Source organism: Streptomyces liliifuscus (assembly GCF_016598615.1).
GTDB lineage: Bacteria > Actinomycetota > Actinomycetes > Streptomycetales > Streptomycetaceae > Streptomyces > Streptomyces liliifuscus.
Genome location: NZ_CP066831.1, coordinates 4,582,536 through 4,598,472, shown reverse-complemented (window position 1 = coordinate 4,598,472; position 15,937 = coordinate 4,582,536). Strand labels below are relative to the sequence as shown.

The following is a 15,937-nucleotide window of genomic DNA, read 5'->3' as shown; positions in this document are numbered from 1 at the left end:
ACACGACCGCACGGCATACACGACAACCGCAGATCCCGTCGTCCTCAAGGGCGTCCGACTTAGGAGACATACCGTGACATCGGCTGTAACCATTCCCAGGCACGGCAGCACTGGAGGACGTACGGCCGTCGCGGCACGGGCGCGGCAGGTCGTGAAGGCGTACGGGTCCGGTGAGACCCGCGTCGTCGCCCTCGACCAGGTCGACGTGGACATCGCACGCGGTCAGTTCACCGCGATCATGGGCCCCTCGGGCTCCGGCAAGTCCACGCTGATGCACTGCCTCGCCGGACTCGACACCGTCTCCTCCGGGCAGATCTACCTGGACGAGACCGAGATCACCGGCCTCAAGGACAAGAAGCTCACACAGCTCCGCCGGGACCGCATCGGCTTCATCTTCCAGGCGTTCAACCTGCTGCCGACGCTGAGCGCGCTGGAGAACATCACGCTGCCGATGGACATCGCCGGCCGCAAGCCGGACAAGGGCTGGCTGGCCCAGGTCGTGGAGACCGTCGGGCTCAAGGACCGGCTCAAGCACCGGCCCAACCAGCTCTCCGGCGGTCAGCAGCAGCGCGTCGCCGTGGCCCGGGCGCTGGCCGCCCGGCCCGAGATCATCTTCGGTGACGAGCCGACCGGAAACCTCGACTCCCGCGCCGGCGCCGAGGTGCTGGGCTTCCTGCGCCGCTCGGTCGACGAGCTCGGCCAGACCATCGTGATGGTCACGCACGACCCGGTGGCCGCCTCGTACGCGGACCGTGTGCTGTATCTCGCCGACGGCCGGATCGTCGACGAGATGTACCGGCCCACCGCGGACGCCGTCCTGGACCGCATGAAGGACTTCGACGCCCGGGGGCGCACGTCATGACCGTCTTCAAGACCTCGATGCGCAACTTCTTCGCGCACAAGGGGCGGATGGCCCTCTCGGCCGTCGCCGTCCTGCTCTCGGTGGCCTTCGTGTGCGGCACGCTCGTCTTCACCGACACGATGAACACGACCTTCGACAAACTCTTCGCGACGACCTCCGCCGACGTCACGGTCTCCCCCAAGGCGGCCAAGGCCGACGACACCCCGCAGAACGGCAAGCCGGAGTCGCTGCCCGCGGCGACCGTCACCCGGGCGCAGAAGGCGCAGGGCGTCAAGTCGGCCGAGGGCGCGGTCAGTTCGATGAACGTGACCGTCGTCAACAGCAAGAACAAGAACATGGGGTCCAGCACCGGCGCCCCGACGATCGCGGGCAACTGGACGAAGAACGACCTGCGTTCGATGGAGATCACCTCCGGACACGCCCCGCGCGGGCCCACCGAGGTGATGGTCGACGCCGACACCGCGGACAAGCACGACCTCAAGATGGGTGACGAGCTGCGCACCATCGCCGTCACCGGTGACTTCAAGGCGAAGATCGTCGGCATAGCCACCTTCAAGGTGACCAACCCCGGTGCCGCCGTCGTCTACTTCGACACCGCCACCGCACAGCGCGAACTGCTCGGCTCCACCGGCCGGTTCACGCAGATCAACGTCTCGGCGGCGCAGGGCGTCACCGACACGCAGCTCAAGCAGAACGTCACCACGGCGCTCGCCGGTGCCGAGAAGGCCACGGGGGCGTACAAGATCCAGACGCAGAAGGAGTTCTCGGACGAGAACCGCGAGGGCGTCGGCGAGTTCATGAACGTCATCAAGTACGCCATGCTCGGCTTCGCCGGAATCGCCTTCCTGGTCGGCATCTTCCTGATCATCAACACCTTCTCGATGCTGGTCGCCCAGCGCACCCGTGAGATCGGCCTGATGAGGGCGATCGGCTCCTCCCGCAAGCAGGTCAACCGGTCCGTGCTGATCGAGGCGCTGTTCCTCGGTGTGATCGGCTCGATCCTGGGTGTCGCCGCGGGTGTCGGTATCGCGATCGGCCTGATGAAGCTCATGTCCATGGCCGGCATGAACCTCTCCACCGCCGACCTGACGGTGAAGACCACGACCCCGGTCATCGGCCTGATCCTCGGTGTCGTCGTCACGGTGCTCGCCGCCTATCTGCCCGCCCGGCGCGCGGGCAAGGTCTCCCCGATGGCCGCGCTGCGCGACGCCGGTACGCCGGCCGACGGCAAGGCCGGCTGGATCCGGGGGATCATCGGCCTCCTCCTCACGGGAGCCGGCGGCGCCGCGCTCTTCACGGCGGCAGGCGCGGACAAGGCGAGCGACGGCTCGATGATGCTCGGCGCCGGTGTGGTGCTCTCGCTGATCGGGTTCGTCATCATCGGCCCGCTCCTCGCGGGCGGCGTGGTCCGGGCCCTCAGCGCGGTCCTGCTGCGTGGCTTCGGCCCCGTGGGACGGCTGGCGGAGCGGAACGCGCTGCGCAACCCGCGCCGCACCGGCGCCACCGGCGCGGCCCTGATGATCGGCCTCGCGCTGGTCGCCTGCCTCTCCGTGGTCGGTTCCTCGATGGTGGCCTCCGCGACCGAGGAGCTCGACAAGTCGGTCGGCACGGACTTCATCGTCCAGGGCAACCAGCGGATCGTGCCGCAGGCCCAGAAGGCCATCGAGTCGACGCCGGGCATGGAGCACGTCACCAGCTACAAGGAGGTCGAGGCCAAGCTGACCTCGCCCGACGGCAAGACCGAGGACAGCGACGTGACCGCCGCGGACCCGACGTACGCGAGCGACCTGCGCCGCGAGACGACCGCCGGTGACCTGTCGGCGGCGTACGGCAAGGACGCGATGTCGGTCGGCTCCGGCTACGCGAAGGACCACGGTGTGAAGGTCGGCGACACGATGACCGTCGCCTTCAAGGACGGCCGGACCGCCGAGCTGAAGGTCGCGGCGATCACGAACGACGACGTGGCCATCGACAAGGGCGCGCGCTACACGAACATCTCCACGGTGGAGAAGTACGTCCCGGCCGACAAGATCCCGCCGAACGACATGATGTTCGCCAAGGCCAAGGACGGCCAGGAGAAGACGGCGTACGCGGCCCTGAAGAAGTCCCTGGACCCGTACCCGCAGTACCAGGTCCGTGACCAGACCGACTACAAGCAGGAGCTCAAGGACCAGATCGGCCAGCTCCTGAACATGGTCTACGGCCTGCTGGCCCTCGCGATCATCGTGGCGGTCCTGGGTGTCGTGAACACCCTGGCGCTGTCGGTGGTGGAGCGGACCCGTGAGATCGGCCTGATGCGAGCCATCGGCCTCTCCCGCCGCCAGCTCCGCCGCATGATCCGCCTGGAGTCGGTCGTCATCGCCCTCTTCGGAGCGCTGCTGGGCCTCGGCCTGGGCATGGGCTGGGGCGCCACCGCCCAGAAGCTCCTCGCCCTGGAGGGCCTGAAGGTCCTGGAGATCCCGTGGCCGACGATCATCGGCGTCTTCATCGGCTCGGCCTTCGTGGGCCTGTTCGCCGCGCTGGTCCCGGCGTTCCGGGCGGGCCGGATGAACGTCCTGAACGCGATCGCCACGGACTAGCTCCGCAGGCTGAGCGGCCCACCACGGACGGGGGTCTTGGTGGGCGGGGAGCCCGGTGCCGGCCAGTCTTCGGACTGGCCGGCACCGGGCCTTTCCGGGGCCGTGGGCTGCTTGCCGCGATGTGTCGGGTGCGGGTCCGGTGGGGGCTGGTCGCGCAGTTCCCCGCGCCCCTGCCTTCAGCCCGTCCGGCGTTTGAGGACGAGGCCGTTCAGGCCGATCACCCACCCACCCACGGTCGACCCACCCACCCCCATCAGCCCCCGCCCACATCTCAGCCCGTCCGGCGTTTGAGGACGAGCGCGGTGGCGCGATGCGGGGGTTCGGGGGCGGAGCCCCTGAGTCAGGGACGGGAATGGGTAGGGGCGGCGGGGGCGAAGAATCCCGTGGTGTCCACAGGCGCGGGCGGGGCGCACCCCGGCGTCGTACCCTGGACACCCCCGGCCCGTCAGACGTGTCGGGCGGTTCGCGTTGCTCCCTCGGATCCTCGGATGGAAACCTCTTCATGAGCCTGCACGGTCTGCTCGACGCCGTCGTCAAGGACGCCGCACTCACCGAAGCGGTGAAGGCCGCCGGCGACGGCAACCGTATGCACGTCGATCTGGTGGGCCCGCCCGCGGCCCGCCCGTTCGCCGTGGCGGCGCTGGCCCGCGAGGCGGGCCGCACGGTGCTGGCCGTGACGGCCACGGGCCGCGAGGCCGAGGACCTGGCGGCGGCACTGCGGTCGCTGCTGCCGGCCGACGGAGTCGTGGAGTACCCGTCCTGGGAGACGCTGCCCCACGAGCGCCTGTCCCCGCGCAGTGACACCGTGGGACGCAGGCTCGCCGTCCTCCGCCGGCTCGCGCACCCGCGCCCCGACGACCCGGAGACCGGTCCGGTCTCCGTCGTGGTCGCTCCCGTCAGATCGGTCCTCCAGCCGCAGGTCAAGGGCCTGGGCGACCTGGAGCCCGTGGCCCTGCGGACCGGCCAGACCGCCGACCTCGGTGACATCGTGGCGGCCCTCGCGGCAGCGGCGTACGCACGGGTCGAGCTGGTCGAGAAGCGCGGCGAGTTCGCCGTACGCGGCGGGATCCTGGACGTCTTCCCGCCCACCGAGGAGCACCCGCTGCGCGTGGAGTTCTGGGGCGACGACGTCGAGGAGATCCGTTACTTCAAGGTCGCCGACCAGCGGTCCCTGGAGGTCGCCGCGCACGGACTGTGGGCGCCGCCCTGCCGCGAGCTGCTGCTCACGGACGACGTACGGGAGAGAGCGGCCCGGCTGGCCGAGGCCCACCCCGAGCTGGGCGAACTGCTGGGCAAGATCGCCGAGGGCATCGCGGTCGAGGGCATGGAGTCCCTCGCGCCCGTCCTCGTCGACGACATGGAACTGCTCATCGACGTCCTGCCCAAGGGCTCCATGGCCGTCGTCTGCGACCCGGAGCGGGTGCGTACACGCGCCTCGGACCTGGTGGCGACCTCGCAGGAGTTCCTCCAGGCGTCCTGGGCGGCCACCGCGGGCGGCGGCGAGGCCCCGATCGACGTGGACGCGGCGTCCCTGTGGGGCATCGCGGACGTACGGGACCGGGCCCGCGAGCTGGACATGATGTGGTGGTCGGTGTCGCCGTTCGCCGCCGACGAGACGTTCACGGATGCCGGTGGCGCGGCGGGGGACGCGGACACGCTGAAGCTCGGCATGCACGCGCCCGAGACATACCGCGGCGACACCGCGAAGGCCCTCGCCGACACCAAGGGCTGGCTCGCGGACGGCTGGCGCACGGTGTTCGTCACCGAGGCCCACGGCCCGGCGGCCCGTACGGCCGAGGTGCTCGGCGGCGAGGGCATCGCGGCCCGCCTGGAGTCGGACCTCGCCGCGCTCGCCCCCTCCATCGTCCAGGTGGCCTGCGGCTCCATCGACTACGGATTCGTCGACCCGGCGCTGAAGCTCGCCGTGCTCACGGAGACCGACATCTCCGGCCAGAAGGCGGCCGGCAAGGACGGCGCCCGGATGCCGGCCCGCCGCCGCAAGACGATCGACCCGCTCACGCTCGAAGCCGGCGACTACATCGTCCACGAGCAGCACGGCGTCGGCCGCTACATCGAGATGGTGCAGCGGACGGTCCAGGGCGCGACCCGCGAGTACCTGGTGGTCGAGTACGCGCCGGCCAAGCGCGGCCAGCCCGGCGACCGCCTCTACATCCCCACCGACCAGTTGGAACAGATCACCAAGTACGTGGGCGGCGAGGCCCCGACCCTCCACCGCCTCGGCGGCGCCGACTGGACGAAGACCAAGGCGCGCGCGAAGAAGGCGGTCAAGGAGATCGCCGCCGACCTCATCAAGCTGTACTCCGCCCGGATGGCCGCCCCCGGGCACGCCTTCGGCGGCGACACGCCCTGGCAGCGCGAGCTGGAGGACGCGTTCCCGTACGTCGAGACGCCCGACCAGCTCACCACCATCGCCGAGGTCAAGGAGGACATGGAGAAGACGGTCCCGATGGACCGCCTGGTCTGTGGCGACGTCGGCTACGGCAAGACGGAGATCGCGGTCCGCGCGGCCTTCAAGGCGGTGCAGGACGGCAAGCAGGTCGCCGTCCTCGTCCCCACCACCCTGCTGGTGCAGCAGCACTTCGGCACGTTCTCCGAGCGCTACTCCCAATTCCCCGTGAACGTAAGGGCGTTGAGCCGCTTCCAGACGGACACCGAGGCGAAGGCGACCCTGGAGGGCCTGCGCGAGGGCTCCGTCGACGTCGTGATCGGCACGCATCGCCTCTTCTCCTCCGAGACCAGGTTCAAGGACCTCGGGCTCGTCATCGTCGACGAGGAGCAGCGGTTCGGCGTCGAGCACAAGGAGCAGCTGAAGAAGCTGCGCGCCAACGTGGACGTACTGACGATGTCCGCGACCCCGATCCCGCGCACCCTGGAGATGGCGGTGACGGGCATCAGGGAGATGTCGACGATCACGACACCCCCGGAGGAGCGTCACCCGGTCCTGACCTTCGTCGGCCCGTACGAGGAGAAGCAGATCGGCGCGGCCGTCCGCCGTGAACTGCTCCGCGAGGGCCAGGTCTTCTACATCCACAACCGCGTCGAGTCCATCGACCGGGCGGCGGCGCGACTGCGCGAGATCATCCCGGAGGCGCGCATCGCGACCGCCCACGGCCAGATGTCCGAGCAGTCCCTGGAACAGGTCGTCGTCGACTTCTGGGAGAAGAAGTTCGACGTCCTCGTCTCCACGACGATCGTCGAATCGGGCATCGACATCTCGAACGCGAACACCCTGATCGTGGAGCGTGGCGACAACTTCGGCCTCTCCCAACTGCACCAGCTGCGCGGCCGGGTGGGCCGTGGCCGCGAGCGCGGGTACGCGTACTTCCTCTACCCGCCGGAGAAGCCCCTCACGGAGACCGCCCACGAGCGTCTCGCCACCATCGCCCAGCACACCGAGATGGGCGCGGGCATGTACGTGGCGATGAAGGACCTGGAGATCCGCGGCGCCGGAAACCTGCTGGGCGGCGAGCAGTCGGGCCACATCGCCGGCGTCGGCTTCGACCTGTACGTACGCATGGTCGGCGAGGCGGTCGCGGACTACCGCGCCTCTCTGGAGGGCGGCGTCGTGGAGGAGCCGGCGCTGGAGGTCAAGATCGAGCTTCCGGTCGACGCGCACGTCCCGCACGACTACGCCCCCGGCGAGCGGCTGCGCCTCCAGGCATACCGCTCGATCGCCTCGGTCAACTCCGAGGAGGACGTCAAGGCGGTACGCGAGGAACTTGTCGACCGCTACGGCAAGTTGCCCGAGCCGGTGGAGAACCTGCTGCTGGTGGCGGGTCTGCGGATGCTCGCGCGTGCGTGCGGTGTCGGCGAGATCGTCCTCCAGGGCAACAACATCCGTTTCGCACCGGCGGAGTTGAGGGAGTCGCAGGAGCTGCGCCTCAAGCGGCTGTATCCGGGGACCGTCATCAAGCCGGCCGCACATCAGCTGCTGGTGCCCCGCCCGAAGACGGCGAAGGTGGGCGGCAAGCCGCTGGTCGGGCGGGAGTTGCTGGGGTGGACCGGGGAGTTCCTGGCTTCGATTCTGGGGTCTTGACGAGACCCGCCGGACTACGTCGGCGGAAGGGTGCGGCCGGAAGGTCAGGTGGCCCGGAAGAGCATTCCGCTGAGCGTGCGGAAGACGTCCTCCGGGTCCTGGTCGCCCACCGGTCCGTCCAGGTTGTGGCTGAGCAGGAGTGTGGCGAAGCCGTGGGCCAGGGACCATGCGGCCACACCGGCGAGGCGGGCGTCGGCGCCGCGGCCCTCGGGCGGGACGGCGGAGGCGGCGGACGCGGTGGAGACTTCGGACGCGGTGGAGACTTCGGATACGGCGTCGCGCAGGCGCTCGCCCGCGAGGGCGCGGGCCGTCGTCAACTCAAGGTCGTTGCCGCGGAGCAGCTCCGGCGTGAACATCACCTGAAAGTGGGCCGGGTGCTCGCGGGCGAAGCGGACGTAGCGCACGCCCGCGTCCTTCAGATCCGCGGCCTCCGCGAGCGTGGCCGCCAGCAGTCCGTAGCCCTCCGCCGCGATCGCCGTCAGCAGACCCGTGCGGTCCTTGAAGTGGTGGGCCGGCGCCGCGTGCGAGACGCCGGCGCGGCGGGCCAGGTCCCGCAGGCTCAGCGCGGAGGGGCCCTCGGCGGAGATGACGTCGAGCGCGGCCGTCACGATCGCGCGACGCAGGTCGCCGTGGTGGTAGGCGTGGCGTCCGCCGGGCTTGGTGGCTGACGGCTCGGCGGGTCCGGACGGTTCGGAGGGCTCGGCCGGTCCGGAGGGGCTGGTGCGCCCGGTGGACGGCGTGCGGGGGCTCTTCGTCATGGTCAGCAGCGTACGCCCAATCTAGGCATTGACAAGTTTGGTGAGGTCGGGCAATCTGGACAGTGTCAAGTTGTCGGACGGTCGGGGGACGACCGAAACGGGCGAAGGGGGTACGTCATGTCTGTGAACGCGGGCGAGGCGGTGCTGGGCGGCGGTGGGGTCGGGCTCGGCAGGGTGCGGCAGATGTGGCATCTGATCGAGCCTCTGCATGCCGTGCTCTACTACGCGCCGGAGGTCTTCGAGGAGGCGGCCGCGCTCGGCTTCGACGTCGGGGACCGCTGGCCGAGCTACTTTCCGTTGCGTGCAGCCCCGTTGGGCGCCGTCGGGAGCGAGCGTGTGGCCTCCGCCTTCTACAGCTTCAGCCCTCGCATGGTCGCCGAGCACATGGATCGTGCGTGGCGGACGGCCGAACCCGGGAAGGTGCTGGGCGCCAGGGGGCGGGGCATCGATCGGGCGTATCGAGCGATATTCGGCGACCGGGTCGACAGTCCCGAGCTTGCGGAAGCCGCCGCGCTCGCCCGCCGCGCGGCCGAGTCGGTGAACACGGCCGGCCGGCCCTTGGCCGCAGCCAACGCCGAGTTGTCCTGGCCGGAGGCCCCTCATCAGCAGTTGTGGCACGCGGCGACGATCCTGCGCGAGCACCGCGGTGACGGACATCTGGCCGCGCTGCTCGTCGCGGGCCTCGACCCCGTCGAGTCGCTCGTCTCGTTCGCGGCGATAGGTGCCGCGTCCGTGGAGCGGTTCGTGAGCCGGGGGTGGAACGCGGGGGAGTGGGCTGCGGCGAGTGAACGGCTGGTCGCGCGCGGACTGTTGGCCGCCGACGGCACCGCGACGGACGCCGGCCGTGCCCTCCGCCAGGAGGTGGAGCGGCACACCGACGAACTGGCCGCCGCACCCTGGCGGGCGCTGGGCCCGGACGACACCGGTCGACTCGCCGATCTGCTGGGGGAGTTCTGGGTCGCGGTCCTCGGGTCGGGGCTGCTGCCTTCGGAGACGACGTTGGGGATCGGGAAGGTGTGAGGATCGAGAAGGTGGGTGGGGCGGGAAGGTGGGTGGGGCTCGGCGGCGGGGTCGGCGCTGTGGCCGTGTGCGGAGGGCTGAGGGGGCCCGGCGCACGTTCCGACCACCGGTCACCACCGCTGTCACGCCGGTCGTACACCACTTGCCCGTTGAAGTCCGAAGAAGCCCGTTCGCTGCCTGTTATTGCGCCACCCTTTCCGCCAGTACGGTGAGGCTCAGGGACCGCCCGCTCGGGGCGGACCGGGGCAAGCAAGGGGAGGGAGCGCCGTGACGCTCTGGACCAGGGTCGCCGGAGCCGCGGTACTGCTGCTCGCCGCGACCGGCTGCACCGTGGAGACACCGGGTTCCGCCGGCCCCGAGGACTCGGCGGCGGGCGCGAGCGCGGGCACGGGCGCCGGTGGAGCCGCCCTCACCGCCGTCGACGGACTGACCGTCAAGGGGCGGGCGCCCATGACGGGATACGACCGGGACAAGTTCGGCAGCCCCTGGGCCGACACGGACACGAACGGCTGCGACACCCGCGACGACATCCTCAAACGGGACCTGAAGGAGGTGAAGTTCAGCGACGGCGACTGCGAGGTGAGTTCAGGGAAGCTCGACCCCGACCCGTACACCGACAAGGACGTCACCTTCGTACGAGGGGGCCGCAGCGAGGTCGACATAGACCACCTCGTCGCACTGTCGGACGCCTGGCAGAAGGGTGCCCAGAAGTGGGACCCGAGCAAGCGGATAGCGCTGGCCAACGACCCGCTGAACCTCCTCGCCGTCGACGCCGGCCGCAACCGCAGCAAGGGCGACGGGGACACGGCGACCTGGCTCCCGCCCCACAAGGCGTACCGCTGCACGTATGTGGCCCGACAGGTGGCCGTGAAGAAGAAGTACGAGCTGTGGGTCACCGGCGCCGAGAGGGACGCCATGAAGCGGGTGCTGTCCGGCTGCCCGGGACAGAAACTTCCTTCCGGCGGGACCTCGACACAGGCACCGAAGCGGTTCCACGCGGGCTGAGGGGCCGAGCGGGGGCAGTGGGCCGACTGGGGTGAGCGGCTGAGTGGGCCGAGCCGGGTGAGTGGGCCGAGCCGGGTGAGCGGCCGAGTGGGCCGGCGCGCGTGGTTGGGCCGGATCCGCGGAGATAAATCCGTTCCGCACCGGCCGAGTCGGCGCCTACCGTGTCCCGCATGGAGCTGAAGGTATCGAGCCTCGCCGAGCGGCCCGAGATGCACGGCCGGGTGACGGGAATGGCGGACACCTGGCCCGAGTTCCTGCGCAACGACCCCGTCGGCAACGCGCACTACGGCCGCATCGCCACCGAGCTGCCGGAGTACGTGCTGTTCGCCGAGGACGAGCGCGGAGAGGTGGTCGCGCACGCCTACAGCGTGCCGTTCGCCCTCGCGGACGAGGACCGGGGCGAGTTGCCGGCGCGGGGCTGGGACGAGGTGCTGGTGTGGGCGTTCTCCGACCGGCGCCACGGCGTCGCCCCGGACACGGTGAGTGCGATCTCGATCGTCGTCGCCCCGCACGCCCAGGGCAGCGGCCTGTCGGCCCGCATGCTCTCCGCGATGCGTGACAACGCCCGGGCCCAGGGCTTCGACGAGGTCGTCGCCCCGGTGCGGCCGAGCGCGAAGCATCTGGAGCCGCGTACGGAGATGGCGGAGTACGCGTTCCGGACGCGCGGTGACGGGTTGCCGCACGACCCGTGGCTGCGGGTCCACGTCCGGGCGGGCGCGCGCATCGAGGCGGTGGCACCGGCGTCGATGACCGTGGCGGCGTCGCTCGACGAGTGGCGGGCGTGGACGGGGCTGCCCTTCGACGAGGAGGGCCAGGTCGAGGTGCCCGGCGCACTGGTGCCGGTCCACTGCGAACCGCGCCGCGGGTACGCGGTGTACGTCGAGCCCAACGTGTGGGTGCGGCACGCGCTTTGAGGCGTGTGCCTTCAGAGGGGGCACGCCTCGTGGGCGCGCCCCTGAAGGCGCGCCCATCGGATTCGGTCGGACCGGGCGGCGGCTTCCGTCAGCCGCCCATCGCGTCCAGGTCCATGACCTTGCCCGCGGGCTTCTCGGCCGGGACCGGGGTGTCGAAGTCGCCGAAGGTGACCGTGCCCGGGTCCTCGGCGGACTTGCTGACGACCCTCAGCAGGTAGGGCTTGCCCTCGGTGGCGACGTAGAGCGTGTAGGTGTCCTTGCCGTCCTTCTCGTGCAGGACGATCGCCGGGGTGCCGTCGACCGTGGTCGTCTTCCCGCGGGTGGCGTCGGAGTTGACGTCCTTGAAGTCCGCGAGCACGGTGTCGAGATCGCAGAAGCTCGCGATGTCCTTGGCGTCCGAACCGGTCGCGGACATCTTGGTCCACTTGCCGGCCAGCATGGCCACGACTCCGTCGGTCTCCTCCTTGGACGCGCCGTCGCTCTGGGCGCGCAGGAACTTCTCGTCGTACTTCATGTAGAGGGTGTCGCCGGTCTTGACGAGGTCGGCCTTGCCCTGGCCGTTCGCGCTCATCGTGCCCGCGCACTCGCCCTTTCTGTCGAGGGCCATGTCCAGGCCGACGCGGCTGCCGTCGTCGTCCTTGATGTCGCCCTTCATGCGCAGCGACGAGGCGTTCGAGGTGGCCTTCACGGCCTGGTCGGCTATCTCGCCGCCGGTCTGCCCGGCGAACGGGCCCTTCGGCTTGCTGTCCGCCTTCTCCTCCCCGGGCAGGCAGCCGGTGAGCGAGGCGGCGGCCGTGGCGGCGAGGCAGAGAGCGGCAAGTGCGGTGCGACGCATGACAGTTCCTTGAAGTGTCGAGGTGAAGAGAAGAAGAGAAAGAAGAGAGGGGAAGAGGAGACGGCGCGAAGGCGCGAGGCGCGAGGGCGCGCGGAGCGGTGGAGAGAAGGCGCGCGGGCGCGGACGCGGCGGGTGTCGGCCGCTCTGCGGGGACGGCGGTGTGCGGCGGTGTCAGCCGGTCTTCTTCCAGTCCTTGCAGCCCGTGGTCTTGAAGTACGCGTCGCCCGCGGCGACGGTCACGACGGCCGTGCCGGACACGTTGTTGTTCGCGAGGATCGACTCCATGGCGTGCGAGGCGTCCTTGGTGCGCTCCCAATAGCAGAGGTCGTCGGTGTTGCCGGTGGACTTGTAGGTGCCGGGAGCGATGTCGACGCCGACTCTGTGCATCCCGCCGTCGCCCTTGACCAGCGCGGCCGGTGTGCCGGTGGCCTTCGCGTCGACGGCCTCCCAGTCCTTGCAGCCGCTCGACTTGAAGAGCTTGTCGCCCGCCGGGATCGTCACGTAGCTGGTGCCGCTGACGTTGTCGTTGGCGAGGATCGAGTCCATCTCGCCCGAGGCGTCCTTGGCGCGCTCCCAGTAGCAGAGGCCTCCCGCGTTGCCCGTGGTGCGGTAGGTGCCGGGCTTGACGTCGGTGCCGACCTCGAAGTCGCCGTCGCCCTGGAACGCCACCTTCGTCCCGGCCTTGCCCGCCTTGGCGTCCTTCTTCGTTCCCGTGTCCGCCTTGGTGTCCGACTTCGTGCCGGACTCGCGCTCCGCGGAGGCCGCGGAGTCCTTGCCGTTGCCGCCGGAACCGCTGTCCCCGTCGTCCCCCGCGTTCGCCGACACCGCGCCGATGACGACGACACTCACGACGACCCCCAGCGCGATCTTGCCCTTGGCGCCCATGACAGTCCCCTCCCCCAGAGGTGACGGCCGCCGTTTTCGGCCGCCGTTCATCCGATGGGTCAATCACAGCAGAGCTTGTGAACCGAGTCAACACGGTTCACAAGGATGAGTGAGTACACGGCCGTGAATGGGTTGTTGTCACGTGCGTCGGTATGCTCGACGCCACACACCAGGACGAGGGGAGCCGTGCGGGTGCAGGACAACGCGACAGAGGTCACCGCGGCGGGCATCGCCAGGCTCGCCGGAGTCGGCCGGGCCGCCGTCAGCAACTGGCGCCGCCGCCACGCAGACTTCCCCAAACCCGTCGGCGGCACCGAGACCAGCCCCTCCTTCGCGCTCACCGAGGTCGAGACCTGGCTGCGCACCCAGGGCAAGCTCGCCGAGGTGCCCCTGCGCGAGCGCGTATGGCAGCAGCTCGCCGGTCACCCGGAGGGCCCGGTCACCGCCCTCGTCCATGTCGGCTGCGCGCTCCTGCTCGTCAACGACCGCCCCACGGTCTGGCTGGAGCTGAGCGCCGGCTCCGACGCGCGCCTCGCCGAACTGCTGCCCGCGCCCCTCGACCAGGTACTCACCCCACGCTTCGGCCTGGTCCGCAAACGGGCCGTCGACACGCCGACCGCCGCCCAACTGCTCCCGTCCGCCCCCCTGTTGCGCGGCGCCGCCGACCTCGCGGCCGAGCTGGGCACCCGGAAGGCGTACGAGTTCCTGCTCGGACGGCACCTCGACGCCAACCCGCGCCAGTACACGCTCACACCGACCGGCCTCGCCGCCCTGATGACCGACCTCGCGGGCACCGCCCGTACCGTCCTCGACCCGGCGTGCGGCACCGGCGCCCTGCTGCGCGCGGTGGCCGCAGCGCAGGGAGCGTCGGGCATCGAGGACCAGCACCTGTACGGCCAGGACAGCGCCCCCGAACTGGCCGCCCTCACCGCACTGCGCCTCGCCCTCCACGCGGAGGCCACCGTGACGACCGTGCGCACCGCCGCCGCCGACAGCCTCCGCGACGACACGTACGGCACCCTCAGGGCCGACGCGGTCCTGTGCCATCCGCCGTTCAACGAGCGCAACTGGGGCCACGACGAGCTCGCCTACGACCCCCGCTGGGAGTACGGCTTCCCGGCCCGCACCGAGTCCGAACTGGCCTGGGTCCAGCACGCGTTGGCCCGCCTCAAGGAAGGCGGTATCGCCGTCCTCCTGATGCCCCCGGCCGCCGCCTCCCGCCGCTCCGGCCGCCGTATCCGCGCCGACCTGCTGCGCCGCGGCGCCCTGCGCGCGGTGATCGCCCTGCCGCCGGGCGCGGCGCCCCCGTACAACCTCCCGCTGCATCTGTGGGTGCTGCGCAGGCCCGCCCTCACGGCGCATCCCGCGCAGCCCGAGGTGCTGCTCGCCGACACCGGTGTGTTCACGGCCGACAGTCGCGGCGGCCTCGACTGGCAGTCCGTGCGCACCGCGGTCCTCGACGCCTGGCGTCCCTTCGACCGCACCGGCACCGCGCCCGAACAGCCGGGACTCAGCCGTTCGCTGCCGGTCATCGAACTCCTCGACGACGACGTGGACCTGGCCCCGGCCCGCCATCTGCCGCCCCCCGCGGCGGGCGGCGGCACCGAGCGGCTCGCCGACGTACGCGACCGTCTCGGCGAGACCCTCCGGCTCACCGGCGAACTCACCCCGCCCGCCGCCGACCCGCGCCCGCCCACCCGCTGGCCGCTCACCACGATCGGCGAACTCGCGCGCGGAGGAGCACTCCAGCTGCGTACGGGCGGAAACGGCGGCCACGCGCGCGTGCCCGTTCTCACCGACCACGACGTCCTCGCCGGAACAGCGCCCTCCGGAACGCTGCCCGAGAGCGACGAGGAACCGGTCCTCACCGAACCCGGGGACGTCGTCGTCCCCGTGCTCGGCGGCGGCGCCATCGCGCGCGTGGTCGACGAGGCGACCGCGGGCGCCGCCCTCGGCCGCAACCTCGCGCTGCTGCGGCCCGACCCGGTCGCCATCGACCCGTGGTTCCTCGCCGGCTTCCTGCGCGGCACCGCCAACAACCGCCAGGCCAGCAGCTACGCGTCCACCGCGACCCGCCTCGACGTCCGCCGCCTCCAGGTGCCCCGGCTGCCACTGGACCAGCAGCGCACGTACGGCGAACGGTTCCGGGCGCTCGCCGAGTTCGAGGAGGCGCTACGACTGGCCGGCCGCCTCGGCGAACAGCTGGTGCGGGGCATGTACGACGGCCTGACGGACGGCACGGTCGAGCCCGCCTGAGACGCTTGGGGCGGACGGAGTGATCAGCACGACAACGGTTCGGTACAACCCGGGAACAGTTGTCCTTGTCGGCCTATACGCTCGGACTTCCAACTCGTAGGTTCGTCCTCCGTCCGACCTTCGTCCGTCCTCATCAGGCCTCCAGGAGCAACCATGCAAGGCCACGGCCAGGCGCAGCCGGTGAAGCCGCCACCCTCGACCGGGTTGCTGGTCTTCCTGCGCGTGTTCTTCGTGGTGATCTCGGTGTGCAGCTTCGGCCTGCTCGGCTGGACGATGATGCTGCGCCTGGCACTCGTGACCCGGAAGTCCCTCGACTGGGGCCTGTTCGTGGCCACCCTCGCGGCCGAGATCCTCGGCCTCGTCCTGCTCGGCACCGAGCCCGGCGACGAGGTCCACACCGTCGGCGGCTGGCTAGGCCTCGCCCTGCTCTTCGGCTCGCTCGTGGTCGTGATCTCGTACTACCTGGCGGCGGACATCCGCCACTTCCACCAGCTCAACTACGCGACGGCGGGCTACGCGCAGCACCAGCAGCCCCCGTCGCCCGTGTACGGCTACCCGCAGCAGCAGTCGCCGTACACCGCCTCCACAGGCCCGCACACCCCGGTGCCCCCGATGGCGCCGACACCGCAGCCCGCCACGCCCCAGCCCGGCACGCCCACCCCGACCCCGCCGCCGCAGCGCCCCGCGCCCGCCCGGATCGACCAGGTGCGCGCCGAGCTCGACGAGCTGAGTGACTATCTCCGCAAGCACGAGGACGGCAGGTGAC

At 70.9% G+C, this 15,937-nt stretch carries 11 protein-coding genes; 8 read left to right on the top strand and 3 right to left on the bottom strand.

Annotated features, from left to right (window positions below; all coding sequences use genetic code 11):
- Positions 1-73: 73 nt before the first annotated feature.
- From JEQ17_RS19375 to mfd, 3 genes are all read left to right on the top strand, one after another.
- Positions 74-862 carry an ABC transporter ATP-binding protein gene (locus JEQ17_RS19375; RefSeq protein ID WP_055613522.1) on the top strand — a complete coding sequence of 263 codons (789 nt, stop codon included), beginning with the start codon at positions 74-76 and terminating at the stop codon, positions 860-862.
- Positions 859-3,441, top strand: a complete 2,583-nt coding sequence (locus JEQ17_RS19370) for an ABC transporter permease (RefSeq protein WP_200396406.1) — start codon at positions 859-861, stop codon at positions 3,439-3,441. The genes JEQ17_RS19375 and JEQ17_RS19370 overlap by 4 nt, the downstream gene beginning before the upstream one ends.
- Positions 3,442-3,943: 502 nt before the next feature.
- Positions 3,944-7,498 carry a transcription-repair coupling factor gene (mfd, locus tag JEQ17_RS19365; protein WP_200396405.1) on the top strand — a complete coding sequence of 1,185 codons (3,555 nt, stop codon included), beginning with the start codon at positions 3,944-3,946 and terminating at the stop codon, positions 7,496-7,498.
- 44 nt (positions 7,499-7,542) lie between these two features.
- On the opposite strand, the gene JEQ17_RS19360 is transcribed toward mfd, so the two are convergent.
- Complete coding sequence (locus JEQ17_RS19360; protein WP_200396404.1) at positions 7,543-8,256, bottom strand: TetR/AcrR family transcriptional regulator; 714 nt, start codon at positions 8,254-8,256, stop codon at positions 7,543-7,545.
- Positions 8,257-8,373: 117 nt separating this feature from the next.
- Between JEQ17_RS19360 and JEQ17_RS19355 the strand changes: the two genes are divergently transcribed.
- The 3 genes from JEQ17_RS19355 to JEQ17_RS19345 all read left to right on the top strand — a co-directional run bounded on the left by JEQ17_RS19355 (position 8,374) and on the right by JEQ17_RS19345 (position 11,195).
- Complete coding sequence (locus tag JEQ17_RS19355) at positions 8,374-9,276, top strand: SCO6745 family protein (protein WP_200396403.1); 903 nt, start codon at positions 8,374-8,376, stop codon at positions 9,274-9,276.
- Positions 9,277-9,543: 267 nt separating this feature from the next.
- Positions 9,544-10,281 carry an HNH endonuclease family protein gene (locus tag JEQ17_RS19350; protein ID WP_200396402.1) on the top strand — a complete coding sequence of 246 codons (738 nt, stop codon included), beginning with the start codon at positions 9,544-9,546 and terminating at the stop codon, positions 10,279-10,281.
- A gap of 170 nt (positions 10,282-10,451) precedes the next feature.
- Positions 10,452-11,195, top strand: coding sequence for a GNAT family N-acetyltransferase (locus tag JEQ17_RS19345; protein ID WP_200396401.1), 744 nt, complete (start codon positions 10,452-10,454; stop codon positions 11,193-11,195).
- 88 nt (positions 11,196-11,283) lie between these two features.
- On the opposite strand, the gene JEQ17_RS19340 is transcribed toward JEQ17_RS19345, so the two are convergent.
- Positions 11,284-12,030: a hypothetical protein gene (locus JEQ17_RS19340; RefSeq protein ID WP_200396400.1), complete on the bottom strand. Its 747-nt coding sequence runs from the start codon at positions 12,028-12,030 to the stop codon at positions 11,284-11,286.
- 171 nt (positions 12,031-12,201) lie between these two features.
- Entirely contained in the window at positions 12,202-12,915 is a 714-nt protein-coding gene (locus JEQ17_RS19335) for a hypothetical protein (RefSeq protein ID WP_200396399.1), read from the bottom strand.
- 192 nt (positions 12,916-13,107) lie between these two features.
- On the opposite strand from JEQ17_RS19335, the gene JEQ17_RS19330 reads away from it, so the two are divergent.
- Together JEQ17_RS19330 and JEQ17_RS19325 are read left to right on the top strand one after the other, a co-directional pair.
- Complete coding sequence (locus JEQ17_RS19330; RefSeq protein WP_200396398.1) at positions 13,108-15,171, top strand: N-6 DNA methylase; 2,064 nt, start codon at positions 13,108-13,110, stop codon at positions 15,169-15,171.
- A gap of 153 nt (positions 15,172-15,324) precedes the next feature.
- On the top strand, positions 15,325-15,936 hold the full coding sequence (locus JEQ17_RS19325; RefSeq protein WP_200396397.1) for a hypothetical protein: 612 nt from the start codon (positions 15,325-15,327) through the stop codon (positions 15,934-15,936).
- The last annotated feature ends 1 nt before the right edge of the window (position 15,937 follow it).